Below are 24,226 nucleotides of genomic sequence, written 5' to 3' on the forward strand. Positions count from 1 at the left end.
ATCTGAAAGGGAGCTGAATCCGACCCGGGACTGCGGAGTCAGCCGCCGGCCATCTCGACCAGTTCGCACCGTTCCTGACCGCCGGCCGCTGCCTCCTCCAGCACGAGCCCGACATTCCTGGCGTAGAACTTGTGATCGAGCCGGTCCGGCTCCAGCGGGGTGAACTCCTTGGTCTTGATCACCTGCTGGAAACCGCCGAAGGTGACCTTCACCCGCTCGGACAGGCTCAGCACCTCCGCCTGGTCCTGTGCTATTCCGGGCCGGTTCTCCTGGTGGTAGCTGTCGCCGACGCGCGGCTCGGCCATCATCACGATGCCCGCCCCGGCGCCGTCCTCGCCCGCCTGCCAGGAGCCCTTGGTGCCGGCGAGCCTGCCGTTGCCGTACTCCTTCACGTCCTCGCCCAGGTACCAGACGTTGCCCGCACGGTCCTGGGCGTAGGCCGCCAAGACCTCCTCCTGAAGCTGCCCCTTCCGGCTCGCCGTGAGCCGCACCAGGATGGCCTGCACGCCGGCCACCTGCCGGGTCTCGTGGGTGACCGCCACGGTCCGCTCCTCTGGGCCGTCCTCGGTGACACAGCCGTAGCGCCACCGCGCGCCCGGTTTGAACGGCAGGTACGGATTGCTGATCTCCGCGGTGCCGAAGGCCGATGAGTCGAACGAGCCCTTCGCTCCCGCCGACGGATCCGCACTCGCCACTGACGAGGCGGCCACGCCATCTGTCGGCGGCGCGGCTCCCGGCTGCGTGTTCCCCGGCTGCGTGCCGGAACAGGCCGCCGCAGCCAGCGCCAGCGGAAGGCCCAACAGGAGCGCCTTGCCACGAAACCGACCAATCATGACGCCTCCATGTCTTCGATGACTTGAGCACCATGCTCGGCCTGCGAAGCTGAAAGCCCCCTGAACCGGTCCCTCGGGACCGCGGGCGGGCAAGGACTGGCCGCGGCAGGAGTACAGGCCCACGCCCCAGGCAGAGGCGACGGGCCGCGGGACGTCACCAACGGAGTCGCTCTCGTACCAGACCTCGACCCGCCGACCCTGCGAGGCCAGAACCGGGCAACATCAGACCGCAGGAACGCCACACCCTCAGAAATCCGCCACAGCGCAAGGTTGGCCTACTCAGAGGCCCATCCGTCAAATCATGTGACATGTCCAGGGTGTGGGCGTCCATGTTGCGCAGGTATGTGAGTTTTTCGAATGGCCGTCTTGACCGAGGTCGCGCTGGCGTCGGCGGCGCTTTGATCAGCCAGGCCAGGCGGGTCATCTTCAGCCCAGCGTCATACTTCAGCAGCTGGTCCAGATCCCTGCGCCGTTCGTCGGTCAGCAGGTGGGCCACCTTCTCCCAGGTCAGCGCGGTGGCGCTGGTCCGGGCGGTGGCCACCATCTTGGCCAGCGTCGTCGCGCCCGGCTGGATCGTCTTGGCTGCCATCAGATACTCGGTGGCCAGATTGAACAGCAACGCGAGTCGTGCTCCATCGCCCGGTCCAGCAGGAACTGCTCCAGCTCCTTCATCGCCGTGCTCCCGGCCGGAGCGCTCTTCCAGCCCAGATAGCCGGCCACCAACCGCAGATGATCGCTGCGTGTCTGCTCCCGCTGACCGTACTCGGCCAGAACGGCCGGATCGATTCCCAGCCGCTCGGCCAGCCGGGTCACCGCCACCGGCGGCGCCGCACTCACCTCATCCGGCACGAACCCCAACCAGGGCAACGTGGCGAGCTGGACGGCCAGGCCTAATCGGTCGGTCGGGCCCCGGCCACGGCCCGGATCGATGAAGGCGACGTCGGCAGGCGTCAGGGTGAAGTACCGGATCAGATCGTCGCGGCCGATGTCGGGGTAGGACCGCAACCGCTCCAGCTGGTCTTCGGAGAACATCCGGGTCGACATCGATCACCCTCACACCGCCACCGGTCAGGGCCGTCCGAACCGTATCGGAAGTGATCAACAAACGGAACAGCCCGCGTCAGTGCAGGTCAGACAAATCCGTTGGAAATTTCCCTGGACTACATTCACCCCCCATAGGCCGCGACAACCGCCTGCACTCGATCTCGGCGTACGACCTCGGTGCCGGGCATTCTCGCCGCTTCCGCCCGTGAGGGGGCGCCAGGCGGCGGCTGCCCGGGATAGGGTGGTGAGGGTGAGTGAATACTCACTAACCACTGAAAGGGGAACGCACATGAGGCTCGTTGTATTCGGCGCGACCGGCGGCATCGGGCTGGAGGTGGTCCGACAGGGGCTCGACCTGGCCCACGAGATCACCGCGGTCGTGCGCTCGGCGTCCCGGCTGCCCGCCGAGCTGCATGCGCGGCTCGACGTCGTCGAGGCCGACGTGATGGACCCCGACGCCATCACGCAGGCGGTCAAGGGCCGCGACGCCGTGATCACCGCGATCGGCCCACGCGGACGCGACGCGAGCACCGTCCACTCCGACAGCATCGCCTCCATCATCGAGGCCATGCGGCGGGCGGGGGTGCGGCGGCTGCTGACGGTGGGCGCGAGCGGCATGGTGGCCGACGCGGGCGACGGCCCGCTCACCCGGTACGTGCTCAAGCCCCTCATCGTGCAGCGGCTGTTGAGCCGGTCCTACGCCGACCTGGCCGCGTCCGAAGAGCTGGTGCGGGCCGCCGATCTGGACTGGACGATCGTGCGGCCCTCGCGGCTGACGAACGCCGGCCGTACCAACCGTTATCGCACGGCCAGGGACCTCAGCGTGCGGGGCGGCATGAGCACGACCCGCGCCGACGTGGCCGACTGCATGCTGGAGCTGATCGGCGACCGCACGTCGGTGCGGCACGTCATCTCGGTGGCATCCTAGGCGCCGCTCAGGCGCGCGGCGCGTACATGATGACGGCGACGCCGGCCAGGCAGATCAGCGCGCCGATGACGTCCCAGCGGTCGGGGCGGAAGCCGTCGGCGACCATGCCCCAGGCCAGGGAGCCGGCGACGAAGACGCCGCCGTAGGCGGCCAGGACGCGGCCGAAGTTCGGGTCGGGCTGGAAGGTGGCGACGAAGCCGTAGGCCGCCAGGGCCAGGATGCCGGCGCCGATCCACAGCAGGCCGCGCTGCTCACGCCAGCCCTGCCAGACCAGCCAGGCGCCGCCGATCTCGGCGAGGGCGGCCAGAACGAACAGGGCGATCGAGCGCAGCACGGTCATGGGGATGACTTTAAGGGCCGATCACCTCACGGGCTGATCAGCCTCAGGCAGGTCGGCCCAGCGACCGCCGGCTTTGGCGCGCTCGACTGCCGCCAGGCCCGGCGGGCGCATCCGACCCTCGCGCTGCAGGCGCTCCACGCGGGCGATGTTGGGCCGGGACCACGGGCTGCGCGCGCGTCGCGGGCTGAAGCGCTGCAGGTAGGTCGCCGCGTCGCGGGAGCGCGCCTGGCCGTCGATCCAGCCGTAGCACAGCGCCTCCTCCAAGGCTTGTCCGTACGTGAGGGTCGTCGGCTCGGTGGTGCCCTTCTTGGCGATCACCAGCCACACCTCGCTCTCGCAATCGTGGTGGCCGGCCAGCCAGTCCCGCCACGCGGCGGCGTCGGTGAAGAGGTTCATGACCTGCATCCTCCCAAACAAAGCGCTCATCAATTGAGCACTTTGTTTGGGAGGATGCAGGCATGCGTGCCGATCGTCTCGTAGCCGCCCTGCTGCTGCTCCAGTCCCGGGGCCGGGTGACCGCCGCGGAGCTGGCCGGGGAGCTGGAGATCTCCGTGGCCACCGCCCGCCGCGATCTGGAGGCGTTGTCGGCCGCGGGTATCCCCGTGTATCCGCAGCCGGGCCGCGGCGGCGGGTGGCAGCTCATCGGCGGCGCCCGTACCGATCTGAGCGGTTTGACCGCGGCCGAGGCCCGGGCGTTGTTCCTGCTGCTGGGCCCGGCGACGACCGCCGCGGCCCCGCTGACGTCGGCGCTGCGCAAGCTGATGCGGGCCCTGCCCGCGACGTTCCGCGCCGACGCCGAGGCAGCGGCCCGGGCCGTGGTGTCGGACTCGGCGCGGTGGGGCGAGGTCGGCAGGCAGCTGCCCGCTCTGGTCGAGGACCTGCAGGGCGCCGTCGTGGGCAGGCGGAAGGTGCGGCTGGCCTACACCAGCAGGGGCGGCGGCTCGACGGAGCGGGTGGTGGATCCGCTGGGGCTGGTCGACAAGGACGGTGTGTGGTATCTGCTGGCCGGCACCGAGAGCGGGCGGCGCACGTTCCGCGTCGACCGGGTCGCCGGCGCCGAGGTGACGGACCTGCCGGCCGAGCGGCCTGATGACTTCGACCTGTCGGCGGAGTGGGAGCGGGTCGTCGACGAGGTCGAGCGGCGGCGTTCGCTGGTCTCGGCGGTGCTGCTGGTTCACGACCGGCACGTGCGGGTGCTGCGCGATCAGTTCGGCCGCCATTGCGAGGTGCTCGGGCAGGAGGCCGGAGGCCGGACCCGCGTGCGGGTGGCCGCGCCGATGGCGTTGTCGATCGCCGAGCATCTGGCCGGGTGGGGCGCCCAGGTCGAGGTGGTGGAGCCGGAGCAGGTCCGCGCCGAGCTGGCCAGGATCGGCGCGGAGCTGGTCGCGCGTTACGCCTCCTGAGCGTGGTGGGTGAGCGCCGAGGGGTCGCGTTCGGGCGGGCCGGCGGGCCACCAGTGGCCGTCGCGTTCGACGAAGGGGTACCAGCGTCCGTCGCGGCCGTAGCGCAGTTGCAGGGAGCCGAGGGTCCAGCGGTTGCGCCACGCCTCGATCGCGGGCGGCCGCTCGCCTTCCCAGCCGGCCTCCAGCAGCGTCCGCGCCCTGGCCAGCTCCCGGCGGGGCGGCGTCCATGCCGATTCCAGCACGTCCAGGCCGTCGGGACCGCCCTGGCGCCAGGCCGCCACGGCGGTCTCGAGGCCGAGGTCGAGGTCGTGGTCGGCGGCCAGGCGTACCCGGTCCTGGTATTCGGTCAGCTCCGGGATGCGGCCGCGGACCAGCAGCTCGCGGGCGCGGGAGGCGGCGGAGGCGGCCAGCACCCGCAGCGCGGCCACATCCACGCCGGCCCCCGGCTCCAGCGCGGGCGAGGAGAAGGGGACGTCGCAGGGAGGCGGCACGGGCAGCGGCGCCACGCCTGCCGCGAACGCCTGGGCCGCCGCCACCCCGCGCGCGGCCTCGGCGGTGTCGGGGACGTCGTGCCGCTGGAGCGCCTCGATCAACTGCCGTTCGCCGCGTCCCCGCATCAGCAGCAGTACGAACGGGTCGGCGTCCAGCAGCCACGAGGCCTGGTAGCACAGCGCGGCCGCGTGCTGGCACGGGTGGCCCCAGTCGGGGCAGGAGCACTCCGGCTCCAGGTCGCCGACGGCGGGCAGCAGCGGCACGGCGGCGTCCTCGGCGGCCTCGACCAGCTCGTGCGGCATGTCGCGGTCGAGCAGCGCGGCGATGTGCCCGCTCTTGGCGGCGACCTGGTCCCAGAAGCGCTCCCACTCGTCGTCGGTGAGCTGCTCGACGCGTACGACGGTGTCGTACTCGCTGTCGGCCACGGCGGCGATGCGCCCGGGGCTGACGGTGATGGGGCCGAGCAGACCGGTCTTGGCGTACGCGCGGCCCTTGCGCAGCAGTCCCTGGTCGAGCGAGGTGTCCTCCAAGGCTTTGATCCAGGCGCGGCCCCACCAGGTGGTGGCGAAGCGGGCCCCGGCGCGCTGCGGCGGGAAGGCGGTGAATCCCCGTACGGCGTTCATCTCAGCTCCACGAGTGCGGCCAGTTCGGCGTCGGTCAGCTCGGTGAAGGCGCCCTCGCCCGAGGCGAGCACGGCCTCGGCGAGCGAGCGTTTGGCGGCCAGCATCTGGGCGACGCGGTCCTCGATCGTGCCCTCGGCGATGAGCCGGTGCACCTGGACGGGGCGCGTCTGGCCGATGCGGTAGGCCCGGTCGGTGGCCTGGTCCTCCACCGCGGGGTTCCACCAGCGGTCGTAGTGGATCACGTGGTCGGCGCGGGTGAGGTTCAGCCCGGTGCCGGCGGCCTTGAGCGACAGCAGGAACACCGGCGCATGGCCGTCCTGGAAGCGGCGGACCATCTCCTCGCGGCGGGTGACGGGGGTGCCGCCGTGCAGCAGCTGGGTGGGCACACCGCGGTCGGTCAGGTGGGTGTCGAGGAGGCGGGCCATGGCGACGTACTGGGTGAAGATCAGCACGGCGCCGTCCTCGGCGACGATGGTGTCGACGAGCTCGTCGAGCAGCTCCAGCTTGCCGGAGCGGCCGGCCAGCCTGGGGGTGCCTTCGTGCAGGTAATGGGCGGGGTGGTTGCAGATTTGCTTGAGCCCGGTCAGCAGCTTGACGATCAGGCCGCGCCGGGCCATGCCCTTCGCGTTCGCGATCTGCGCCATGATCTCCCGCACGACGGCCTCGTACAGGCCGGCCTGCTCGGGGGTGAGAGCGACCGGCCGGTCGGTCTCGGTCTTGGGCGGCAGCTCGGGCGCGATGCCGGGGTCGCTCTTGCGGCGGCGCAGCAGGAACGGCCCCACCAGCCGCGACAGCCGGGCGGCCGCATCGCTGTCGCCGGACTCGACGGGTTTGGCCCATCGCGCCCGGAACCGGGCCAGGGGGCCGAGCAGTCCCGGTGTGGTCCAGTCGAGGATGGCCCACAGGTCCGTCAGGTTGTTCTCGACGGGGGTGCCGGTCAGCGCGACGCGGGCGGCGGCGGGGATCTCCCGCAGCGCCTTGGCGGTGCCGGAGGCCGGGTTCTTGACGTGCTGCGCCTCGTCGGCGACGAGCAGACCCCACGGGTGCGCGCCCAGCCGGGCCGCGTCGAGCCGCATCGTTCCGTACGTCGTCAGGACGAATCCCTCGTCGGCCAGCGTGCGGCCGGCGCCGTGGAAGCGGCGTACCGGTACGCCGGGCGCGAACCTGGCGATCTCCCGTTCCCAGTTGCCCAGCAGCGACGCCGGGCACACCACCAGCGTCGGTCCACTGTTCCTGTGCAGGTGGAGGGCGATCAGGGTGATGGTCTTGCCCAGGCCCATGTCGTCGGCCAGGCAGCCGCCGAGCCCGAGCGAGGTCATCCTGGCCAGCCAGCGCAGCCCGTGCAGCTGGTAGTCCCGCAGTGTGGCGGCCAGCCCGTCCGGCGGGCCGGTCTCCTCCGGCTCGGCCAGCCGGTCGCGCAGCTCGCGCAGCCAGGCGGTGGGCTCGACGGACACCTGCTCGCCCTCGACCTCGACCGACCCGGTCAGCGCGGCGCCGAGCGCCTCCAGCCCGGTCAGCGGCTTGAGGTCGCGCTGGCGGGCCTTGCGGGCCAGATCGGGGTCGATCAGCACCCACTGGTCGCGCAGCCGCACGACGGGCCGGTGCGCCTCGGCCAGCCGGTCCATCTCGGCCGCGGTCAGCCGCTGCCCGCCCAGGGCGAGCTGCCAGTTGAAGCTGGTCAGGTGGTGGCCGCCGAGGAAGGACGGCAGGTCGGAGGGCGCGGCGTCCCGCTCGCCGAGGACGGCGCTGGCGGTCAGGCCGCGCACCAGCGACCTGGGCCAGTGGACCTCCACACCGGCCGCCCCCAGCCGCTGCGCGGCCCCGGCCAGCAGGTCCTCCACGTCGCCGTCGGACAGGGCGAGCTCGTCCGGCACCGCGCTGTCGAGCAGCTGTCCCAGCCGTGGCCAGGCGCGGGCGGCCCGCCGGATGGCGAGCGTGGCGTCGATCCTGGCCCGTGCCCCGAACCCGGGGTCCCTGCCCTGCCACAGCTCGGCCGCGTCGACCACCAGCGACGGATCGGCCAGGCTGTGCAGCTGGACCACCGCGCGGAACTCGGCCGCCTCCATGTCGTCGTCGGTCTCCAGCCGCAGCGACAGGCGCACTCCGGCGTCGAGCCCGGCCGACACCTCCTCGGCCCAGCGGCGCAGGTGAGGCACTTTGACGGGTTTGACGGCGGCGTAGGCGGTGGTGCCGGTGGCGCGTACGGCGCCGGGAGAGCGGGGTATGGCGTCGGCGACGGCATCGAGGAAGGCCCGCAGGAGGTTTTCCGCATCGGGCAACCAGAGCTCCATGGCATCCGGTGCTGCGGCGTCGGATGCTGCGGCGTCGGATGGTGCGGCGTCGGATGGTGCGGCGTCGGATGGTGCGGCGTCGGATGGTGCGGCGTCGGATGGTGCGGGCAGGGGGATGGCGCGGGCGGTGGCGGGCATGGCGGCGGCCAGGTCGCGGATGCGCTGCACGTCGGCCGTGTCCAAGGGGCCGGCGCGCCAGGAGTCGTGGTCGCCGGCCGTCACGCCGGGCAGGATGCGGCCGCGGGTGACGAGCTGGAGGGCGACGAGCGCGGCCGCACCCCAGAAGCGGGCGGCGGGATGGGCCTGCTCGTCCGTGCGCGCCCTGGCCAGCGCCGCCACCGCGGCCGCGACGGGCACGCGGGTGGCGGCGACCCGGCGGGCGCGTACGCTGCCGTCGTGCTGCTCGGCCACGGTCACGGCCTCGGTCCCTGCGGGGTCGAGGAAGCTCACGTGGCCGGACCTGGGCGGGTCGCCGGGTTCGAAGATTGCTGCGTGACGGTACAGATCCAGCATGACCGTACAGTGTACGGTACGAGAGAGGTGTGGTTTACCACAGTGCTGATCGGGCGCTCGCCTCATTCCGGGCATATCTGATCTTCCATAGCCTTGAGCCCATGACTGATTGGCTCGTTGGACTGATGGAGACTCTCGGGGCCCCGGGGGCGGGCCTCGCGATCGCGTTAGAGAACCTGTTCCCGCCCCTGCCGAGCGAGGTGATCCTGCCGTTGTCGGGCTTCACCGCCAGCAGAGGCGAGATGGGCCTGCTGGATGTGCTGGTGTGGACGACGCTGGGCTCGGTGGTCGGCGCGCTGGCGCTGTACTGGGTGGGCGCGCTGCTGGGCCGTGAGCGCGTGCTGGCCATCGCCGCCCGGTTGCCGCTGGTGAAGGTGTCCGACATCGAGAAGACCGAGGCATGGTTCGCCCGGCACGGTCGCAAGACGGTGTTCTTCGGCAGGATGATCCCCATCTTCCGCAGCCTCATCTCGGTCCCGGCGGGGGTGGAGCGGATGCCGCTGTCCACGTTCACGCTGCTGACGACGGCCGGCAGCCTGATCTGGAACACGATCTTCGTGCTGGCCGGCTATGCCCTGGGTGAGAACTGGTCGCTGGTCGAGGCCTACGTCGGGGTCGGCACCAACATCGTGATCGCCATGGTGGTGGCGGCGGTGCTGGTGTTCGTGGGCGTGCGGCTGGCCGAGCGCCGTAAGGGCCGGCATGCGTCTCGTCGTTGAGGGCCTGCGGCAGTTGGGCGCGGTGACGCTCGGCGCCGTCACCGCGCTGGGCGGCCTGGCGTTCGCGCTGCCGGCGCTGCCGCTCGCGGGCCATCCCCACGCCGGTGCGGCGGCGCGGCGGCTGGCCCGGCTGGAGGCGCGCCGCCTGCGCGTGGACGCTGCCGCCCTCGACGCGCTCACCGGGAACGACGGGCGGCCGCTGCGTTATCTGGCCGCGCGGGCGCCCGTGGGCCTGCTGGGCGGGATGGTGATCATCTTGCTTGTCTTCGGCGCGTGGCAGGGCGGCCAGCTGGCCTGGGCGTGGCTGTGGGGTGAGGAGTTCGACGGGATGGCGCGTTCGCTGCCCCTCGCCCTCTACACCGGCACCCTCGGGGGCGTGCTGCTGTTCGTCGCCCTGTCGGGCGTGGCGGGGGTGCATGTGCTGGAGCGGCGGCTGGTGATGCGGATGCTGGGCCCGGACCGTACCGAGGTGCTGGAGCGCAGGATCGCCGAGCTGGCCGAGAGCCGGGCGGGCATCGTGGCGGCGGTCGACTCCGAGCGGCGGCGCATCGAGCGGGACCTGCACGACGGGATGCAGCAGCGGCTGGTGGCGCTGTCGATGCTCGTCGGACGCGCTCGCCGGGGGCGGCAGGAGCTGCTGGATCAGGCGCACCAGGAGGCGCAGCAGGCGCTGGCCGAGCTACGCGAGGTGGCCTGGCGGGTCTACCCGAGCGGGCTGGACTCGCTCGGGCTGGGGGAGGCGCTGGCGGGGGTGGCCGAACGCTCCAGCGTGCCGGTCACGGTAGCGTGCGACCTGCGCCGGCGGCCGCCGATGGCGATGGAGACGGCGGCGTACTTCGTGGTGTGCGAGGCGGTGACGAACGCCGCCAAACACGCCGGCGCCGGGCTCATCACGGTCGAGGTGCGCGAGGAGGATGCGGCGGTGGTCGTACGGGTGCGTGACGACGGGGCGGGCGGCGCGAGCCCCGCGGGCGGCGGGCTGTCCGGGCTGGCCCGGCGGGTGGCCGCGCTGGACGGCTCCTTCGAGGTGGACAGCCCGGCGGGCGGGCCGACGACGATCACGGCGGTGCTGCCGTGCGGGTGATCCTGGCCGAGGACTCCACGTTGCTGCGCGCGGGCCTGGTGCGGCTGCTGCTGGAGGAGGGCCACGAGGTGCCGGCCGCGGTGAGCGACGCCGAGGGCCTGGTGGCGGCGGTGGCTGCGGACGAGCCGGACATCGTGGTGGTGGACGTGCGCATGCCGCCGACCCACACCGACGAGGGCCTGCGGGCGGCGCTGGCCTGCGGGCAAGGTGCTGGACGCGCTGGCGCGGCTGACCGCCCGTGAGCGTGAAGTGCTGGAACGGATGGCGCAGGGGCTGACCAACGCCTCGATCGCCCAGGCGCTGCACGTGTCGCAGAGCGCCGTGGAAAAGCACGTCAACTCGCTGTTCGACAAGCTGGGCCTGTCGCACACCAACGGATACAGCCGGCGGGTGCTGGCCGTGCTGTGGGTGGCCTACTCCAAGGGCAACAAGTCCGGTGTGCCCTCGTTGACCGGTTCGAGCACGAAGACCGGGATCTGGCGGTCGGTCTTGCGCTGGTAGTCGGCATAGTCCGGGTATGCGGCCACCGCCCGGCGCCACCACAGGGCCTTCTCGTCCTCGAACACCTCGCGCGCTCGGTACTCCCGGGTCACCGCGCCGTCCTGAAGCTCGACAACCGGCTCGGCGACCAGGCTGGCGTACCACTGCGGGTTGGCCGGCGCGCCACCCTTGGACGCGACAGCCGCGTAGCGCCCCTCGTGCTCGACACGCATCACCAACGTCTTGCGGACCTTGCCGGTCTTGGCGCCCCGGTAGGTCATCAGCACGGTGGGCAGGTCACGGATCGTGACGCCGTCGGTGGTGCCGGTGCGCATGATCTGCTCGACGTGCTCGCGGACCCATCCCCACGCGCTCGGTTCGTAATCACCAGTCAATGCCATGTGCTGATCAACGTGCCCGGCTCGTCGCTGATTCCGCGACCTGACCGAGCCGCCGGCCGTCCGGGTGGCGGGGCACCGGGTATCCACTTTGTCGGTCAAGGTCTTCAGGATGCCGGGGAGTTCGGCCTCCGTGTCGGCGGGCAGGCCAGTGGCAGGAAGGGAAACTGGCCGACAAGCCGGTGCTCGGGACGGCCGCCGGCGCCAGAGCTGCGACGGAGGCCGGCGGGAGTTCCCCGGCCGCCGCCCTCGCCGCCGGCTACGACCTGGTCTTCCTCGTGGCGGCCGGGCTCGGCTTGGCCATCGCGATGGTCAGCTTGCTGCTGCCGCGGCACCGGCGCGGCTGACCGCCTCGTCACCGCCTCCGTACGTGGCGAGGGTCTTCATCCGCCGCACCGGCGCTGGCAGCCGTACCATGCCAGGCCGGGCGCGACGCTACTTCAGCCGGCCGAAGAAGGCCCGCAGGTCCGCGGCCACCGCCTCCGGCGCCTCCATGGCCGGGAAGTGGCCGCCCCGCTCGTGCTCCGCCCAGTAGGTGTCGGCGGACGGGTTGAGCAGCTTGCGGACCGTGGCGTCGGCGCCGAAGACCGAGACCCCCTGCGGTACCGCCGCCGGCGCCCCCCAGTCGGTGGAGTGGGCCTGCTCGTAGAGGAAGCGGGCGGCCGAGATGCCGGAGCCGGTGAACCAGTAGAGGCTCACGATGGTGAGCAGCTGGTCCCGGTCGTAGGGCAGGTCGGTCCACTCCTCGAACTTCTCCGCGATCCAGCCGAGCTGCCCGGCCGGTGAGTCGTTGAGCAGGTAGCCGACGGTCTGGGGCCGGCTGTTCTGGATCGCCAGGTATCCGCTGCCCTCGCTGCGGAACTTCGCGATCCGGTCCAGGATCAGCCGGTCCACCTCGTCCTCCGGGTCCAGCCCGTCAGCCATGCCGGGCAGGAAGGAGGCCGTGTTGGCGGCGGTGAGGGCGTCGGTCACCACGTGCACGCCGGCCACGTGCTCGCCGTCGAGGCCGGCCACCGCGCCGGAGACGCCGGCGCCGATGTCGCCGCCGTGGACGCCGTAGCGGTCGTAGCCGAGGCGGCTCATCAGCTCGGCCCAAGCCCGCGCGGTGCGGCCCATCGCCCAGCCCGCCTCGCGGACCGGGGTGGAGAAGCCGAAGCCGGGCAGCGACGGCACGACCAGGTGGAAGTCCTGCCTCAGGTGCTCGATCAGGCTGGTGAACTCGGCGAACAGGCTCGGGTAGCCGTGGGTGAGCACCAGCGGGAGGGCACCGGGGTTGTCGCAGCGGACGTGCAGGAAGTGGATCGGCTGCCCGTCGATCTCGGTGACGTACTGCGGATAGTCGTTGAGCCGGGCCTCGGCGGCCCGCCAGTCGTAGCCGTCGGTCCAGTACGCGGCCAGCTCCTTCAGGAACTCCAGCGGCACGCCCCGGCTCCACCCGGCGCCGGGCAGCTCGTCGGGCCAGCGCGTCCTGGACAGCCGGTCGGCCAGGTCGTCGACGTCGGACTGCGGGATGGCGATGCGGAACGGCTGGATGGTCATCGGATCCTCCGTTGGCTGGGGTTACGCATCCCACGCTATGGGCCAATGAGGAACATTTCGTTCCGCAATCGGAAACCAGAGCCGAAGCATGCAGGTGACCACGGGCACCATCCGCAACGACGTGGAGCGGCTGCGCCGGCGGGCGCGCGTGCTGTTGATAGGGTCGCGCCGTGACCGCTTCCGTGCCGCCGCCCTCCCGTCCCCTGCGCATCGCCGCAGCTCAGGCGTGCCCAGAGCCGGGTGACATCGTGGCCAACACCGCTACCGCCGCGGCCATGGTCCGCGAGGCCGCAGAGCACTCAGGTGCCCAGGTGGGTCGTCTTCCCGGAGAAGTTCCTCACCGGCTACGAGCCGGACCTCATCCGCGCCGACCCGGAACGCTGCGCCGTGCAGGCAGACGGAGACGAACGGCTCGACCCCCTGCTGACGGCATGCCGTGACACCGAAACCGTGGCCATCGTCGGCACGGCGGTGCACGACGCCGGTGCGCTGACCGTGTCCGCCCTCGTCATCGACCCGGACGGCACGTGGGTCACCCGCTACGACAAGCAGATGCTCTTCCGCACCGAGCGGGACGTCTACCGTCCTGGGCGCCACGGGCTCTCGCTCGACGTCGACGGCTGGCGGCTGGGCCTTGGCGTCTGCTACGACTTCGGCTTCCCCGAGCACGCGCGCGCGGCTGCGCTCGACGGCTGCCACGCCTACGTGGTGGGTGCGCTGTTCAGCGTCGGCAACGGCTACTACGAGTCCCGGATGTGGTTCCCGTCACGGGCCTTCGACAACACCATGTACACGGTGCTGTCCAACCACGTCGGCTCCATGGGCGGCTGGGCCACGTGCGGCAGCAGCGCCGTCTGGGACCCGACCGGCCGCCTCGTCACCGAGGCCGGGCCCGACGGCCGGCAACTGCTCGTCGCCGACCTCGACCCGGACTGCCTGCGCCGCGCCCGCAACGCCCACTCCGTGCTGGACGACCTGCGCGACCCGGCCCTTGAGCCACGTGAGCGAATCACCCTGTCCCCGGTCCCGTCACGGGGCTAGCCGCCTGTCGGCACCGATCCGGGGGTTGAGCAGCATACGAACGAAAAGTCGCGTTAGTGGGCCGGGCGGAAGCGGCTTGGCGGACATTCCGTTCCGGATTGGGGCGTCTGAAGGATCGGAACCGAATTTTGGCGCTACGAGGCGTCCAGGCAACAACTCGGATCAGTGTCGGCGTCGGGGTGGAGCAAGGTGCTCCGTGACGGCGGCGATGGCCTCCGCTCCGGGTTTGACGTAGCGCATGGCGGTGCGGGGTTTTTGTGCCGGGTCTTGCCCATGATGAGCTGCAGCGGGACCTCGGCGTCGCCGAGGTGGGTGGCGGCGCTGTGGCGCAGCTGGTGCAGGTCGAGACCGGCGTACTTGGCCCAGGACTCTCGAAGCTACGGCGAGCCGCAAGGTAGCGGTGAGGTAGGTATCGGCTTCGAGGCGTAGTTGTCACGGCTCGGGCATACCTGGCAGTAATGAGTTCGGTGCCCTTGATCGTGGTCCCTGTTCGCCGGGGGATCGGCGGTCGATGTTCAGGACCCGTTCTCAGCGGACCGGGTCGATGGTGAGGCCCTTCTCCAGGCTCCATAGCCAGTAGCCGCCACACCGCGTGACCGCCCACCCGTTCGCGACGGGTCTGCGGATCTGCTGCACAGCCTGATGATGATCGCCGTGATAAGGGCGAGCAGTTCGATCGCGGCGGACGTCCAACCGACCCCGGCGACTCCGGAATGGCCCCAGGGCGACGGAGCCGAGCAGGCCGCCGAGAGCGATGCCAAAGTAGACGGCGCTGGCGTTGAGCGACAGGACGAGCCCCGCCGTGGGTGGAGCGAGCTCGACCAGGCGGTGCTGCTGGATGGGGGAGAAGGACCAGCCGAAGACGCCCCAGACCGCGAGCGCCACCGCGGACGCCACCGCACCGGCGCTGCCGTGCACGCCGAGGGTGGCCAGCGTGCCCAGGGCGGCCAGCCGACATCCCGAATAGGCCGACATCCCGAATAGACGGTCTCGATGGTGGGATCGACGAGAGGGGTCGTGTGGAGCTGCGCGACATTGAGATCTTTCTGACTCTTGCCGAGGAGCTGCACTTCGGCCGCGCGGCGGAGCGGCTGCACGTCTCCGTGGCGGCGGTCAGCAAGGCGCTCAAGAAGCAGGAACGGGCCATCGGCGTCGAGCTGTTCGCCCGGGACAGCCGCAATGTACGGCTCACGCCGGTGAGCAGCTCCGCGACGACCTGCGCCAGCTGCATCAGGGGTTGACGCAGAGCCTGGAGCGGGCCCGGCTGGCCGCCCGGGGCAAGACCGGCACGCTCCGGGTCAGCCTGTTTCCGGTCAACGTCCAGGAGCTGCGCCGGTACTGGGAGACCTTCCGCTCCCGACACCCGCAGTGGGAGCTGCGGCTGCGGATGTCGGGCTTTGCGGATCCGTTCGCCCAGTTACGCAACGGGAGGCCGACATCCTGGTCACCTGGCTACCCGTGGAGGAGCCCGACCTGACCGTGGGCCCCCTGCTCTTCGCCGAGCCGAGGGTGCTGGCCGTACCTGCCGACAACGCCCTGGCCAAGCGGTCCACAATCTCTCTGGAGGCTGCCAGCGATTATCGGCACGTGACCGTCGAGTCGGCGCCTGGTAGCTGGGTCGACCGCTACGTTCCCGAGCTCACTCCGAAGGGCCGGTCGATCGACCGCGCAGCCCTTGTGCACAACGTCGAGGACATCCTCATGCACACCGCCATGGGGGATACGGTCTCCCTCTTCCCGGTTCACGTGACCCGCTACTACCCGCGCCCCGGCATCGTCTACCTGCCCGTCACGGATATGGAGGCGCTGCCGTACGGGATGGTGTGGCGCAGCGATGTGGAGAACGACCTCATCCGCGCCCTCGCCCGGGTGGTGCGCGAGCTGGGACCGCTGCCCGGCTGAGACCGTCAACCATGGGTTAACGACCGTTGCGATAGTCGCCGTTGATCCGCAGCACTGCCCGGCATCATGCTTGATCCATCCAAAAAAGCACGCCCGTCGGGAGGTGAATGGGGACATGTCATTTGCTGGTGCTGTGACGTGAACATCGTCTCTTCCGCTGTATCCCTGACCGTCGCCGACCCTGCCGCTTCCAGCCGGTTCTTCACCAGTCATCTCAGCTTCCGGGAAATCCTGGTCGGTGAGGGGTTCATCGCGCTGGGCCGTGACGACGCGGCCGTCGACCTGGTCCTGTTGGAGCGCGACCTTGAGCGGTGGCAGCCGGGGCAGGGACTGGCAGAGGTGATCGTGGTGTTCGCGGTCACAGGCCTCGCCGCCGAGTACGAGCGGCTGCGCAGTGAAGGCGCCACCATCACCATCCCGCTCCGGCGGGAGCCGTGGGGTGAGCTGCTGATGCAGCTCACCGACCCCAACGGCGTGGCGATCCAGCTCACCGAGTGGATCTCCCCGATCACGAGCTGACTTCGGACCGGCCGACCTGGTCGTGTCGTTCGCCGTCATCGGCATCACCACCGGCCATGCGGTGTCGCGTCAGCGGCCGCGTCAGGACGGCGACGGCCCGGTATCAGGGCGGTCGGCGATGGTGGATGCCATGAACGGTTCAGCGATCGCGGCCGCGAAGCTATGTGCGATTTTCTCGGGCGACCCGGCCTGAGCGGAAATCCAGATATCCCGGGCATCAGCTGGACCGCATTCCACCATCGGTCCGGTGCAGTGAATTTTTCTCATTGGTTCAAAGGAGCATGCAATCATGTCCGTCACCCTTACTGAGCAGGACAAGCTCACTCTGCGCACCGCCGCGTGGGGCGCCGTCTCGCTGATGGCCGCCGCCGGCGCCGCCGGCTCGCCGCACAAGGCCGCCACCGAAGCCTCCATCGCCCTGACCTCCGCGACCGGCCTGGTCGGGCACGTGCTCACCAAGGCGCCCAAGGGTCTGAACGGCAAGTCCACCGCCGCACTCGCCGATCAGGTGCTGCCGGCCTTGACCGCGGCCATGAGCCTGCTCAGGGAGCAGGTTCCGGCAGAGTCCGACAACTTCCGCCGAACTGTCCTCGTCGCCGTCGAAGCAGCCGCCCGGCCCCAGAAGGGCGAGGTCAGCCCCACCATGGCGGAGATGGCCCGAAAGATCACCGAGGCCCTCGACGTGGCTTCGGCCACGCCGGGGGTGGCCACCCCGGACAGCGGTGTGGCCGTGCCGCCGGCCGCTGCCGGGCAGGATCGCCCGGAGTTGCAGAAGCTCATTCAGGAGATGGTCGATTCCGGTTTCGTCGGGGTGACGCTGCGCGTGCGCGATGAGCGGGGCGAGTGGGTCGGCAGCGCCGGGGTGCGCGAGTTGGGCCAGAGCGCCAAGCCGCCGGCGAACGGGCATTTCCGGATCGGCAGCAACACCAAGACCTTCACCGCGACCGTGGTGCTGCAGTTGGTGGCCGAGGGCAAGATCGGGCTGGACACTCCGGTGGATGACTACCTGCCCGAGTTCGGGCTGGACCGGCGGATCACGGTGCGGATGCTGCTGCAGCACACCAGCGGGGTGTTCAACTTCACCGGCGATTACTACCCCGAGTACGTGCCGGGGATCGTCTACCAGGGCCGGGAGTGGGTGGAGGGCCGGTTCAAGACCTACCGGCCGGAGGAGCTGGTCCGGCTGGCGCTGTCCAAGCCGGCGCGGTTCGAGCCGGGGACCGACTGGAGCTACTCCAACACCAACTATGTGCTGGCCCGGCTGCTGGTGGAGAAGGTCACCGGCCGCTCGCTGGGCGAGGAGATGCAGCGGCTGATCCTGGGGCCGCTCGGACTGTCGGGCACGGTGGTGCCTGACACCTCGACGGACGTTCCCGCCCCGCACGCGCACGCCTACTACCGGTATGAGGAGGACGGCCAGGAGAAGGTGGTCGACGTCACCCGGCAGAACCCGTCCTGGATCTCGACCGGCGGTGACATGATCTCGACCACCGCCGACCTGGCCACGTTCATCTCCGCGTTGGTGGGCGGCAGGCTGCTGCCGGCCGAGCTGCTGGCAGAGATGTGCACCCCGGAGCCGAAGGCGGGTTACGGGCTGGGGGTGTTCGTGCAGGACACGCCGGGCGGCGGCAAGGTCGTCACCCACAACGGCGGCATCACGGGCCACGCGGGCCTGATGTACAGCACGCCCGACGGCGGCAAGACCCTGACCGCCTCGCTGAACTACGTGGACGACGCCGCCCTGTCCATGGGCGAGGCGTTCCAGAAGGCGACGCAGCGGCTGGTGCAGGAGGTGTTCGGCGGCGGGCAGACCGGGCCGGCTCTGTAGAACCAGCCCAGTGGACAGGGCCGAGCGCCGTGGACCCGTACGGGCCAAGCCGGCTCGCTCGCCCTGGCCGACGCCCGCCGGCATGGGCGGCCAGGTCCACCCGGACCCCACGCTGTGGCTGGTCGACCGACCCCATCGCCGCTGACAAGGATCTTCGAGCCGATCGTCGTAGCCGGGGCGGGGCACCAACTCATCGACTGCCTGCGCTACTTCCCCAACGCGCCTGGACTTCCTGACAGGCGAGCTGATGGGCGCGCAACCGCCCGCCCTCCACCCGGGCCCCCATCCTCATCGACCCCGAATCGCTCGGCGAGCTGTTCGCCTGAGCCCGACACCGAAAGACAAGGAACCATGAGAACCCAATCCCCGCCAGCGATCACGCAGACCAAGGTCCTGCGGCGAGTGACGGTTACGGCGCTGGCGGCCGCGCTGCTGGCCGGAACGGCTGTGACCGCACCCGGTATGGCCGCCGCGGACAGCAGCGCGGCCACGCCGAAGGCCGCGACCGGGCAGCAGGATCGCCCGGAACTGCAGAAGGCCACGCAGGCCTTCGTCGATGCCGGTTTCGCCGGGGTGCAGGTGCGCGTGCACGATAAGCAGGGCGAGTGGGCCGGCAGCGCCGGGGTGCGCAAGCTGGGCCAGAGCGCCAAGCCGCCGACGAACGGGTCGTTCTGGGCGGGCAGCATCATCAAGCCCGTCACCGCGACCGTGGTACTGCAGCTGGTGGCCGAGGGCAAGATCCGCCTTGACGCCCCGGTGGCCGGCTACCTGCCCAAGCTCGGGCTGGACCGGCGGATCACCGTGCGGATGCTCCTGCAGCACACCAGCGGGTTGTTCAACTACACCGGTGACTTCGACCCCGACGGGACGTACGTGCCGGGGATCTCCGCCGCGGGGAAGGCGTGGCTGGACAACCGGTTCCGCAGCTACCGGCCCGAAGAGCTGGTACGGCTGGCGTTGTCCAAGCCGGCGCGGTTCGAGCCGGGCACGGACCAGAAGTACACCAACACCAACTACACGCTGACGTTGCTGCTGATCGAGAAGGCCACCGGCCGCTCCTACGCGGAGGAGGTGCAGCGGCGCATCCTGCGGCCGCTCAAGATGCGCGGCACCATGGTGGCGGGCAACCGGACGCAGCTCCCCGGGCCGCACGCCCACGGCTACTACCGGTATGAGGAGGACGGCCAGGAGAAGGTGGTCGACATCTCACGCCAGAACCTCTCCCTGCTGGCCGGCGCCGGCGACCTGATCTCGACCACCCAGGATCTGACCACGTTCATCTCCGCGCTGAACGGCGGCAAGCTCCTGCCGGCCAAGCTGCTGGCCGAGATGCGCAAGCCCCACCCGAAGATGGGCTACGGCCTCGGGCTGTTCGTGCAAGACCTGGGCCCGGACTGCGGCACCGTCTACCAGCACAACGGCAGCCCCCCGCACGGCTACGGGGCGTTCATGCACAGCTCACCCGACGGCAGCAAGACCCTGACCGTCTCCGTGACCTGGGTCGACGAGGCCACAAGGGGCCCGGCAAAGAACTACCAGAAGCTGGTGGACAGGCTCGTCAAGGAAGTGTTCTGCGGCAGGCAGACCGCGGACTGACGGGTCGAGCCTACTCAGTAGACGAGGCCGAACACCGCGGGTACACCCTTGCGTTGAACTCCTTACGGACGTGCATCAGGCAGAGCACGAACCGGCCACGCCGACCTCGCTGAGCTCGGCGTGGCCGGTCCACAGGCGCGCACACCGGGCCCGGCAGGCACAACCGCGGGGTTGAGGAACCCAGGAACAGTCATCGCCGGTAGGGTCGGGAGCTGGCGCGGTGGTGATCATGGTTGACGGTAGGACCCAGGGACTGTCTTCCGCCGGTTTCCCGGTCAGCTGTGCTTTCCCTGGTGTCCGTGGTCAGGTCACTCCGTTTCCAGCTCCCGCCGCATCGAACTGGGCGTGCGGTTCTCCCGCACCCAGCTCACCGACGCCGTTCACCGCCGGCATTCAGCTTCTCCCGCCAGGGCTTGCCGGCTCTGGGCGGGACGACGATTCCAGACAGCTTGATCAGGGCGCACTGGTCAGGCGATCGGTAGGCGACCACGTCGATGCCGAAGCGCCGTCCGCGTTTGTGTCGCTTCCCGATGAAGATCGCCAGCCGATGGATCGCATAATGCCTGATCTTGCCGATGCGGATCGTGGAGTGGCCGTACTTGAAGTACGTCGCCCACCCGCGCAGGAAGTCGATCGTCGCCCTACACAGCGCCGACTACCGCAACCCCGCCCAACTACCCGACGGCCCCGCGCTGGTGGTCGGCGCCGGCAACTCCGGCGTGCAGATCGCCGCCGAACTCGCCGCCACCCGGCCCGTCACCCTCGCCCTCGGCGCGCGGCAACCCGTCCTGCCCCAGCGCATCGCCGGCACCGACATCTTCACCTGGCTGCAGGCGCTCGGCCTGATCCGCGCGCCGGTCACCAGCCGGCTCGGCCGCCGCATCCGCGACCGCGACCCCCTCATCGGCCTGGGCCCGCGCGGCCTGCGCCGGCTCGGGGTGCGCATCGTCGACCGCATCACCGGAGCCGACGGTCCGCTGCTGCGCACCGCCTCCGGCCAGGCACTCGCCCGCAAAGCGTGATCTGAGCGACCGGCTACCGCCCCGACTACCGCTGGCTGCGCATCCCCGGCGCCCTGGCCGACGGGCTGCCCCGCCACACCGGCGGGATCAGCCCAGTACCCGGCCTCACCTATGTAGGCCTGCCCTTCCAGCGCTGCCGCGGCTCGGCCCTGCTCGGCTGGGTGGGTGAAGACGCCGCGCTGGTGGCCGCGACGTACACCACTCACCCCACCAGGTCACGACCCAGCTGACCACGCCCCCCACGCTGAACTGGGCCGGCCCGGTCGGGGTCAGTCGTCCCAGTCGGGCTCGTCCGGGTCGCGCAGTTCCCGCACGCCGGCAGGGCCGAGGTCGGGCAGCGCGAAGGTGTAGGTGCCGATCACGTTGATGTGCCGGCGGCCGAACGGCGACAAGCGGGCGACATCCTCCTCCGCGAGCGGGTAACCCGCGTCCCGCAGACGGCCCAGGGCCTTATCGGCGTAGAAGGTGTTCCACAGCGTGACGCAATTGAGCACCAGCCCGAGCGCGCCGAGCTGGTCCTCCATTCTCTTGTAGTAGCGCTGGTAGACCTCGCCCTTGCGGCCGTGGAAGATCTTCCCGGCCAGGGCGTGGCGGGACTCCTGCAGGTTGCGGATGCCCTTGATGTCACGCCGATACGGCTCCTCCACCGCGTAGGTGAGGATGTGCAGCGTCTTGAAAATCCGGCCATAGGCGGCGATCGCGTCCCCCAGCGGGGTGGGGGTTGCTGTCGCGCTGCAGCATCCTCATCACGTCATCGGCGCGGATCCGGCCAGTGTAGATCGACACCACCACTCGCAGAATGTCGCCCCAATGCCGCTTGACCTTCGCCAGGTCGATCTTGCCGCGGGCGAAGCGCGCCAGCGGCCCGTAGTCGGCGTCCTGGATCCGCCAGCCCTTCTGATCAGGCAGGTCGGCCAGCGCCGGCCGATACTGCATCCCCAGCAGATGCACGAGCCCGAAGACCACGTCACCATAAGATCCCATATCGGTCACGATGATGTCCGGCCGCTGCCCGCCGTCGCGCCTAAACAGCACATCGATCATGTGCAGCGAGTCCCGGACGGTACCGGTGACCACCTTCGCACCCAGCCCCGCACCCTGATCATTGATCATATTGAGCCAGGTCAGACCCCTCTTACCGCCGAAAAATTTCCGGTTCGGGCGGGTGTAGATGGACGGCACCGGGACCACGAACCGCATGCCGTCGATCGCGGCGACCAGGCCGCCGCCGAGCTGCCGGGCGAAACCGATCTTCGCCTGTTCCTCGATCAGTGGCGCGTTGGCCAGGGAGAACGTCTCGGCCGACAGGTAGTTCTGGGCCACGTGGCTGAGCCGGGCGCGTTCCAACGCCGCGGTGCCGGCCTTGATGACCGGCGCGTACCCGATGTTCAGCGCACTTGCGGTCAGGCAGGCCGCCACCGAGATGTGGAAGTCGGCCAGCTTGCTAACCCCGCCCGCCACCGAGGTGAAGGCCGCCTCGAATCCGGGGACGCGGCCCATCACCTCCAGCAGCAGCTCGGGCAGGTCCACCCGGGGCAGCATGCCGGCCACCCGCTTGCGCAGATCCACCAGCGACGGCGGCTCGGGCATCGCCTTCAGCCTGGCCACGTGCAGCCGTCCCTCCTCATCGACGGTGACGTCCACCCCGTCGGTGCCGAGCCGGGCGGCCACGTCCCGCAACGCCAGATGCAGCACCAGCGCGTGCTCGGCCAGCAGCGTCTCCGGATGCTCCGGCAGCTGCAGGTCCGTCAGCGCCGGCCCCTTGGCCGCCGCCCAGTCCGCGCCGTCCAGCAGCTGGCCGCGCGGGTCCCGCCAGCGGGCCGAGGCCTCGGCGTAGACGTCGCGCCGTTTGAGGTGGCGGTGGAACTGGGTCAGCACGCACATGGTGTAGGCGTTCTTGTCCACCGTGCTGCCGTGCGATCCGGCCCGGAACACCAGCCGCTTCCACGATCCGCTCACCAGCGCGCCGTCGATGTCGACCTCGGTCACTTTCTTCTTACGGCCGTCCAGCAGCCGCGGCAGCGTCTTCATCGCCGCCAGCACCCGCTGCGCCTCGGCGTTCGCGCCGAACTCGATCACCGTGGTCAGCGTCTTGAGGAACCCCGACACGGTGGCGATCCGCTCGGCGAGCAGCGCCCGCATCTGCCCGTCAGCGTCGGCGTCCGGCGGCGGCACCATGCCGGTCACCGCGGCCACCGCCTCCTCCAGCTCGCGGCGCGGCACGATCGCGTCGATCGCCTCCCACACCTGCTCCAGCCGCAGCTCCTCGCCGTACTCGGTGACCTCCAGCAGTGTCTCCACCGCGACCGCCAGCGTGGCCGAATGCCGGGCCAGTTTGGGGTGCTGGCGGGCCCGTTCCTTGTCGGTGGCGGTCTCGGCCTTGCCGATCAGCTCGGTGGTCATCAGCAGATCGAGCAGGTCCAGGCAGTCGTCGACCGACTTGCCCTCCAGGTAGATGACCGTGGCCAGCAACGTGGCCAGCTGCCGCGAGGGGCCGTGCCGGCGCAGCGTGGTCGCCGTGGCGGTCATCCCGTACCGGGCCAGATCCACCATCCGCCGGTGCGGCACCCCCGGCGGCAGCTCCATCGCGCCCAGCCCAACGCTGAGGATCTCCGAGGCGCGCTCCAGCGCCTTTTCCATGTTCCGGCCCGAGGGCACCGACGGGCCCTTGCGCCAGCGCTCCAGATCCGACGATCGCGCCCCCTCCGGCACCTCCAGCAGCTGGGCCAGGATCGCCTGCTGCCGCGGCGACAAGATCCCATACAGCCTTTCATGCAGCCGCTCGGTCGCCTCATCGCGCACCCGGGCGATCAGCCGGGTCAGCGTGGTCACCCCCGGCAGCAGCACCTTGTTGTGCGCAGCCAACTCACCCCGTCGACGAAGATGCTCTTCTTACCGTCCCCGGTGTTCCACGCCCGCGCATCCACCCACGCGGTGAACTCCGCCTCGACCGCAGAGAACTCCCGCAGCCCGTACGCCTTCTTGATCTCGTCCTGGTGGTCGAACTGCGTCTGGCGCCGCTCGGTGTACTGCTTGATGGGCGAGACGTCCGCCACGCCCAGCTGATCGGCCAGATAGTCGATCACCTCGGCCGGGACCTCCAGCGGATCCGGCAGGAACCGGCCCACGAACCGGGCCGTGGTCAACTGTAGGGCGAACCCGAGCCGATGCTGATCGCCACGGCGGCGCCCGATCAGCTTCCGGTCCGCGTCGTCGAGGAAGAACATCTTCTCCAGCTCGGCCCGCGTCGGTGCCCCTACGTAGCGGCCGTACGCGGCCGCCTCTTCATCGCTTAAGAACTCAACTGGCATGGGCCCCGAAAGTAGAACTCATCCATCGGCGCGGGCCAGACTCAAGATCGAACTGTTACGGGGAAACGGCTTCGACGATCCTCTGAGCAGCACGATTCTGCAGGTCAGCCGCATCGGAACAGCCATCCACGGCAAGCGGGGCTCTGGGGGCGGCTAAACGAGACTTTTCGTTCGCATGCTGGTCAACCCCCGATCCCTCGCGGGTCAGGCGGTCCCCCTGCGGCCTTTCTCGTCATCCGTTCCGTCCGGCGGCCTGGTGCTGCCCGACGCGATCGCCTCCCCGGCGCCGGAGCGGGGCCTGCGACCGCTCGGGGCGGTGC

29 protein-coding genes and 1 pseudogene are annotated in these 24,226 nt (G+C 70.5%); 16 read left to right on the top strand and 14 right to left on the bottom strand.

Annotated elements, in window-relative coordinates; all coding sequences use genetic code 11:
* Positions 1-38: 38 nt before the first annotated feature.
* From OHA25_RS38130 to OHA25_RS38140, 3 genes are all read right to left on the bottom strand, one after another.
* The gene (locus OHA25_RS38130; protein ID WP_327581766.1) at positions 39-833 is read right to left on the bottom strand and encodes a hypothetical protein; all 795 of its coding nucleotides are present in this window, start codon (positions 831-833) and stop codon (positions 39-41) included.
* A 154-nt stretch (positions 834-987) separates the two neighbouring features.
* Positions 988-1,452 (bottom strand): hypothetical protein, encoded by a 465-nt coding sequence (locus tag OHA25_RS38135; RefSeq protein WP_327581767.1) that lies wholly within the window; start codon positions 1,450-1,452, stop codon positions 988-990.
* A complete protein-coding gene (locus OHA25_RS38140; protein ID WP_327581768.1) occupies positions 1,422-1,877 on the bottom strand; it encodes a DUF4158 domain-containing protein in 456 nt (151 codons plus the stop codon). The genes OHA25_RS38135 and OHA25_RS38140 overlap by 31 nt, the downstream gene beginning before the upstream one ends.
* A 289-nt stretch (positions 1,878-2,166) precedes the next feature.
* Here OHA25_RS38140 and OHA25_RS38145 point away from each other — a divergent pair, with 289 nt between their 5' ends.
* Positions 2,167-2,805 (top strand): NAD(P)-dependent oxidoreductase, encoded by a 639-nt coding sequence (locus OHA25_RS38145; protein WP_327581769.1) that lies wholly within the window; start codon positions 2,167-2,169, stop codon positions 2,803-2,805.
* Positions 2,806-2,812: 7 nt separating this feature from the next.
* Here OHA25_RS38145 and OHA25_RS38150 read toward each other — a convergent pair whose 3' ends face one another.
* Positions 2,813-3,145, bottom strand: coding sequence for a YnfA family protein (locus OHA25_RS38150; RefSeq protein ID WP_305918625.1), 333 nt, complete (start codon positions 3,143-3,145; stop codon positions 2,813-2,815).
* Between the two features lie 21 nt (positions 3,146-3,166).
* Positions 3,167-3,541 (bottom strand): YdeI/OmpD-associated family protein, encoded by a 375-nt coding sequence (locus OHA25_RS38155; RefSeq protein ID WP_327581770.1) that lies wholly within the window; start codon positions 3,539-3,541, stop codon positions 3,167-3,169.
* A gap of 62 nt (positions 3,542-3,603) precedes the next feature.
* Here OHA25_RS38155 and OHA25_RS38160 point away from each other — a divergent pair, with 62 nt between their 5' ends.
* Positions 3,604-4,548, top strand: coding sequence for a helix-turn-helix transcriptional regulator (locus OHA25_RS38160; protein ID WP_327581771.1), 945 nt, complete (start codon positions 3,604-3,606; stop codon positions 4,546-4,548).
* Here OHA25_RS38160 and OHA25_RS38165 read toward each other — a convergent pair.
* Both OHA25_RS38165 and OHA25_RS38170 read right to left on the bottom strand, forming a co-directional pair.
* Positions 4,536-5,663: an SWIM zinc finger family protein gene (locus OHA25_RS38165; RefSeq protein WP_327581772.1), complete on the bottom strand. Its 1,128-nt coding sequence runs from the start codon at positions 5,661-5,663 to the stop codon at positions 4,536-4,538. The genes OHA25_RS38160 and OHA25_RS38165 overlap by 13 nt on opposite strands.
* Positions 5,660-8,467 (bottom strand): DEAD/DEAH box helicase, encoded by a 2,808-nt coding sequence (locus OHA25_RS38170; RefSeq protein WP_327581773.1) that lies wholly within the window; start codon positions 8,465-8,467, stop codon positions 5,660-5,662. The genes OHA25_RS38165 and OHA25_RS38170 overlap by 4 nt, the downstream gene beginning before the upstream one ends.
* A 101-nt stretch (positions 8,468-8,568) precedes the next feature.
* Between OHA25_RS38170 and OHA25_RS38175 the strand changes: the two genes are divergently transcribed.
* From OHA25_RS38175 to OHA25_RS38185, 3 genes and pseudogenes are all read left to right on the top strand, one after another.
* A complete protein-coding gene (locus OHA25_RS38175; protein WP_327581774.1) occupies positions 8,569-9,186 on the top strand; it encodes a DedA family protein in 618 nt (205 codons plus the stop codon).
* On the top strand, positions 9,170-10,270 hold the full coding sequence (locus OHA25_RS38180) for a sensor histidine kinase (RefSeq protein ID WP_327581775.1): 1,101 nt from the start codon (positions 9,170-9,172) through the stop codon (positions 10,268-10,270). Before OHA25_RS38175 ends, OHA25_RS38180 begins: the two co-directional genes overlap by 17 nt.
* Positions 10,261-10,675, top strand: a pseudogene (locus tag OHA25_RS38185) (response regulator transcription factor); the annotation flags it as partial. The gene OHA25_RS38180 and the pseudogene OHA25_RS38185, both read left to right, overlap by 10 nt.
* An 8-nt stretch (positions 10,676-10,683) precedes the next feature.
* Here OHA25_RS38185 and OHA25_RS38190 read toward each other — a convergent pair.
* Positions 10,684-11,151 carry a nitroreductase family deazaflavin-dependent oxidoreductase gene (locus tag OHA25_RS38190; RefSeq protein WP_327581776.1) on the bottom strand — a complete coding sequence of 156 codons (468 nt, stop codon included), beginning with the start codon at positions 11,149-11,151 and terminating at the stop codon, positions 10,684-10,686.
* A 179-nt stretch (positions 11,152-11,330) separates the two neighbouring features.
* Here OHA25_RS38190 and OHA25_RS38195 point away from each other — a divergent pair, with 179 nt between their 5' ends.
* Positions 11,331-11,495 (top strand): hypothetical protein, encoded by a 165-nt coding sequence (locus tag OHA25_RS38195; RefSeq protein ID WP_327581777.1) that lies wholly within the window; start codon positions 11,331-11,333, stop codon positions 11,493-11,495.
* An 88-nt stretch (positions 11,496-11,583) separates the two neighbouring features.
* On the opposite strand, the gene OHA25_RS38200 is transcribed toward OHA25_RS38195, so the two are convergent.
* Complete coding sequence (locus OHA25_RS38200; protein ID WP_327581778.1) at positions 11,584-12,687, bottom strand: epoxide hydrolase family protein; 1,104 nt, start codon at positions 12,685-12,687, stop codon at positions 11,584-11,586.
* Between the two features lie 88 nt (positions 12,688-12,775).
* Between OHA25_RS38200 and OHA25_RS38205 the strand changes: the two genes are divergently transcribed.
* Entirely contained in the window at positions 12,776-12,931 is a 156-nt protein-coding gene (locus tag OHA25_RS38205; RefSeq protein WP_327581779.1) for a hypothetical protein, read from the top strand.
* A gap of 59 nt (positions 12,932-12,990) precedes the next feature.
* A complete protein-coding gene (locus tag OHA25_RS38210) occupies positions 12,991-13,728 on the top strand; it encodes a carbon-nitrogen hydrolase family protein (protein WP_327581780.1) in 738 nt (245 codons plus the stop codon).
* Positions 13,729-14,256: 528 nt separating this feature from the next.
* Here OHA25_RS38210 and OHA25_RS38215 read toward each other — a convergent pair.
* Positions 14,257-14,703, bottom strand: a complete 447-nt coding sequence (locus OHA25_RS38215; protein ID WP_327581781.1) for a hypothetical protein — start codon at positions 14,701-14,703, stop codon at positions 14,257-14,259.
* 44 nt (positions 14,704-14,747) lie between these two features.
* On the opposite strand from OHA25_RS38215, the gene OHA25_RS38220 reads away from it, so the two are divergent.
* The 7 genes from OHA25_RS38220 (at position 14,748) to OHA25_RS38250 (ending at position 19,573) form a co-directional block, all read left to right on the top strand.
* On the top strand, positions 14,748-14,969 hold the full coding sequence (locus tag OHA25_RS38220) for a LysR family transcriptional regulator (protein WP_327581782.1): 222 nt from the start codon (positions 14,748-14,750) through the stop codon (positions 14,967-14,969).
* Positions 14,966-15,205: a hypothetical protein gene (locus OHA25_RS38225; protein ID WP_327581783.1), complete on the top strand. Its 240-nt coding sequence runs from the start codon at positions 14,966-14,968 to the stop codon at positions 15,203-15,205. Before OHA25_RS38220 ends, OHA25_RS38225 begins: the two co-directional genes overlap by 4 nt.
* Positions 15,187-15,630, top strand: a complete 444-nt coding sequence (locus OHA25_RS38230) for a LysR substrate-binding domain-containing protein (RefSeq protein WP_327581784.1) — start codon at positions 15,187-15,189, stop codon at positions 15,628-15,630. Before OHA25_RS38225 ends, OHA25_RS38230 begins: the two co-directional genes overlap by 19 nt.
* Positions 15,631-15,768: 138 nt before the next feature.
* Positions 15,769-16,149, top strand: coding sequence for a VOC family protein (locus OHA25_RS38235; protein WP_327581785.1), 381 nt, complete (start codon positions 15,769-15,771; stop codon positions 16,147-16,149).
* Between the two features lie 22 nt (positions 16,150-16,171).
* Positions 16,172-16,342, top strand: a complete 171-nt coding sequence (locus OHA25_RS38240; protein WP_327581786.1) for a hypothetical protein — start codon at positions 16,172-16,174, stop codon at positions 16,340-16,342.
* 96 nt (positions 16,343-16,438) lie between these two features.
* Complete coding sequence (locus OHA25_RS38245; protein ID WP_327581787.1) at positions 16,439-17,977, top strand: serine hydrolase; 1,539 nt, start codon at positions 16,439-16,441, stop codon at positions 17,975-17,977.
* Positions 17,978-18,328: 351 nt separating this feature from the next.
* Positions 18,329-19,573: a serine hydrolase domain-containing protein gene (locus OHA25_RS38250; RefSeq protein ID WP_327581788.1), complete on the top strand. Its 1,245-nt coding sequence runs from the start codon at positions 18,329-18,331 to the stop codon at positions 19,571-19,573.
* A 367-nt stretch (positions 19,574-19,940) separates the two neighbouring features.
* On the opposite strand, the gene OHA25_RS38255 is transcribed toward OHA25_RS38250, so the two are convergent.
* Positions 19,941-20,222 (bottom strand): group II intron maturase-specific domain-containing protein, encoded by a 282-nt coding sequence (locus tag OHA25_RS38255; RefSeq protein ID WP_327591099.1) that lies wholly within the window; start codon positions 20,220-20,222, stop codon positions 19,941-19,943.
* On the opposite strand from OHA25_RS38255, the gene OHA25_RS38260 reads away from it, so the two are divergent.
* The gene (locus OHA25_RS38260) at positions 20,143-20,595 is read left to right on the top strand and encodes a hypothetical protein (RefSeq protein WP_327581789.1); all 453 of its coding nucleotides are present in this window, start codon (positions 20,143-20,145) and stop codon (positions 20,593-20,595) included. The two genes, OHA25_RS38255 and OHA25_RS38260, sit on opposite strands and share 80 nt — an antisense overlap.
* Before the next feature lie 269 nt (positions 20,596-20,864).
* Here the strand turns inward: OHA25_RS38260 and OHA25_RS38265 are convergent, their stop codons facing one another.
* Genes OHA25_RS38265 through OHA25_RS38275 form a run of 3 tightly spaced genes read right to left on the bottom strand, consistent with a single transcriptional unit; the run spans position 20,865 to position 23,906 of the window.
* Positions 20,865-21,242, bottom strand: a complete 378-nt coding sequence (locus tag OHA25_RS38265) for a Tn3 family transposase (RefSeq protein ID WP_442941937.1) — start codon at positions 21,240-21,242, stop codon at positions 20,865-20,867.
* Positions 21,220-23,427, bottom strand: coding sequence for a Tn3 family transposase (locus OHA25_RS38270; protein WP_327581790.1), 2,208 nt, complete (start codon positions 23,425-23,427; stop codon positions 21,220-21,222). The genes OHA25_RS38265 and OHA25_RS38270 overlap by 23 nt, the downstream gene beginning before the upstream one ends.
* A complete protein-coding gene (locus OHA25_RS38275; RefSeq protein ID WP_327581791.1) occupies positions 23,424-23,906 on the bottom strand; it encodes a DUF4158 domain-containing protein in 483 nt (160 codons plus the stop codon). Before OHA25_RS38275 ends, OHA25_RS38270 begins: the two co-directional genes overlap by 4 nt.
* Between the last annotated feature and the right edge of the window lie 320 nt (positions 23,907-24,226).

It is taken from the genome of Nonomuraea sp. NBC_00507 (genome assembly GCF_036013525.1).
Lineage (GTDB): Bacteria > Actinomycetota > Actinomycetes > Streptosporangiales > Streptosporangiaceae > Nonomuraea.

Bases quoted from the DNA above. Each gene is read 5' to 3' on its own strand.
- OHA25_RS38130 (WP_327581766.1), bottom strand. From the start codon at position 833: ATGATTGGTCGGTTTCGTGGCAAGGCGCTCCTGTTGGGCCTTCCGCTG.
- OHA25_RS38140 (WP_327581768.1), bottom strand. From the start codon at position 1,877: ATGTCGACCCGGATGTTCTCCGAAGACCAGCTGGAGCGGTTGCGGTCC.
- OHA25_RS38145 (WP_327581769.1), top strand. From the start codon at position 2,167: ATGAGGCTCGTTGTATTCGGCGCGACCGGCGGCATCGGGCTGGAGGTG.
- OHA25_RS38150 (WP_305918625.1), bottom strand. From the start codon at position 3,145: ATGACCGTGCTGCGCTCGATCGCCCTGTTCGTTCTGGCCGCCCTCGCC.
- OHA25_RS38155 (WP_327581770.1), bottom strand. From the start codon at position 3,541: ATGAACCTCTTCACCGACGCCGCCGCGTGGCGGGACTGGCTGGCCGGC.
- OHA25_RS38160 (WP_327581771.1), top strand. From the start codon at position 3,604: ATGCGTGCCGATCGTCTCGTAGCCGCCCTGCTGCTGCTCCAGTCCCGG.
- OHA25_RS38165 (WP_327581772.1), bottom strand. From the start codon at position 5,663: ATGAACGCCGTACGGGGATTCACCGCCTTCCCGCCGCAGCGCGCCGGG.
- OHA25_RS38170 (WP_327581773.1), bottom strand. From the start codon at position 8,467: ATGCTGGATCTGTACCGTCACGCAGCAATCTTCGAACCCGGCGACCCG.
- OHA25_RS38175 (WP_327581774.1), top strand. From the start codon at position 8,569: ATGACTGATTGGCTCGTTGGACTGATGGAGACTCTCGGGGCCCCGGGG.
- OHA25_RS38180 (WP_327581775.1), top strand. From the start codon at position 9,170: ATGCGTCTCGTCGTTGAGGGCCTGCGGCAGTTGGGCGCGGTGACGCTC.
- OHA25_RS38190 (WP_327581776.1), bottom strand. From the start codon at position 11,151: ATGGCATTGACTGGTGATTACGAACCGAGCGCGTGGGGATGGGTCCGC.
- OHA25_RS38200 (WP_327581778.1), bottom strand. From the start codon at position 12,687: ATGACCATCCAGCCGTTCCGCATCGCCATCCCGCAGTCCGACGTCGAC.
- OHA25_RS38205 (WP_327581779.1), top strand. From the start codon at position 12,776: ATGCAGGTGACCACGGGCACCATCCGCAACGACGTGGAGCGGCTGCGC.
- OHA25_RS38215 (WP_327581781.1), bottom strand. From the start codon at position 14,703: ATGTCGGCCTATTCGGGATGTCGGCTGGCCGCCCTGGGCACGCTGGCC.
- OHA25_RS38245 (WP_327581787.1), top strand. From the start codon at position 16,439: ATGTCCGTCACCCTTACTGAGCAGGACAAGCTCACTCTGCGCACCGCC.
- OHA25_RS38250 (WP_327581788.1), top strand. From the start codon at position 18,329: ATGAGAACCCAATCCCCGCCAGCGATCACGCAGACCAAGGTCCTGCGG.
- OHA25_RS38275 (WP_327581791.1), bottom strand. From the start codon at position 23,906: ATGCCAGTTGAGTTCTTAAGCGATGAAGAGGCGGCCGCGTACGGCCGC.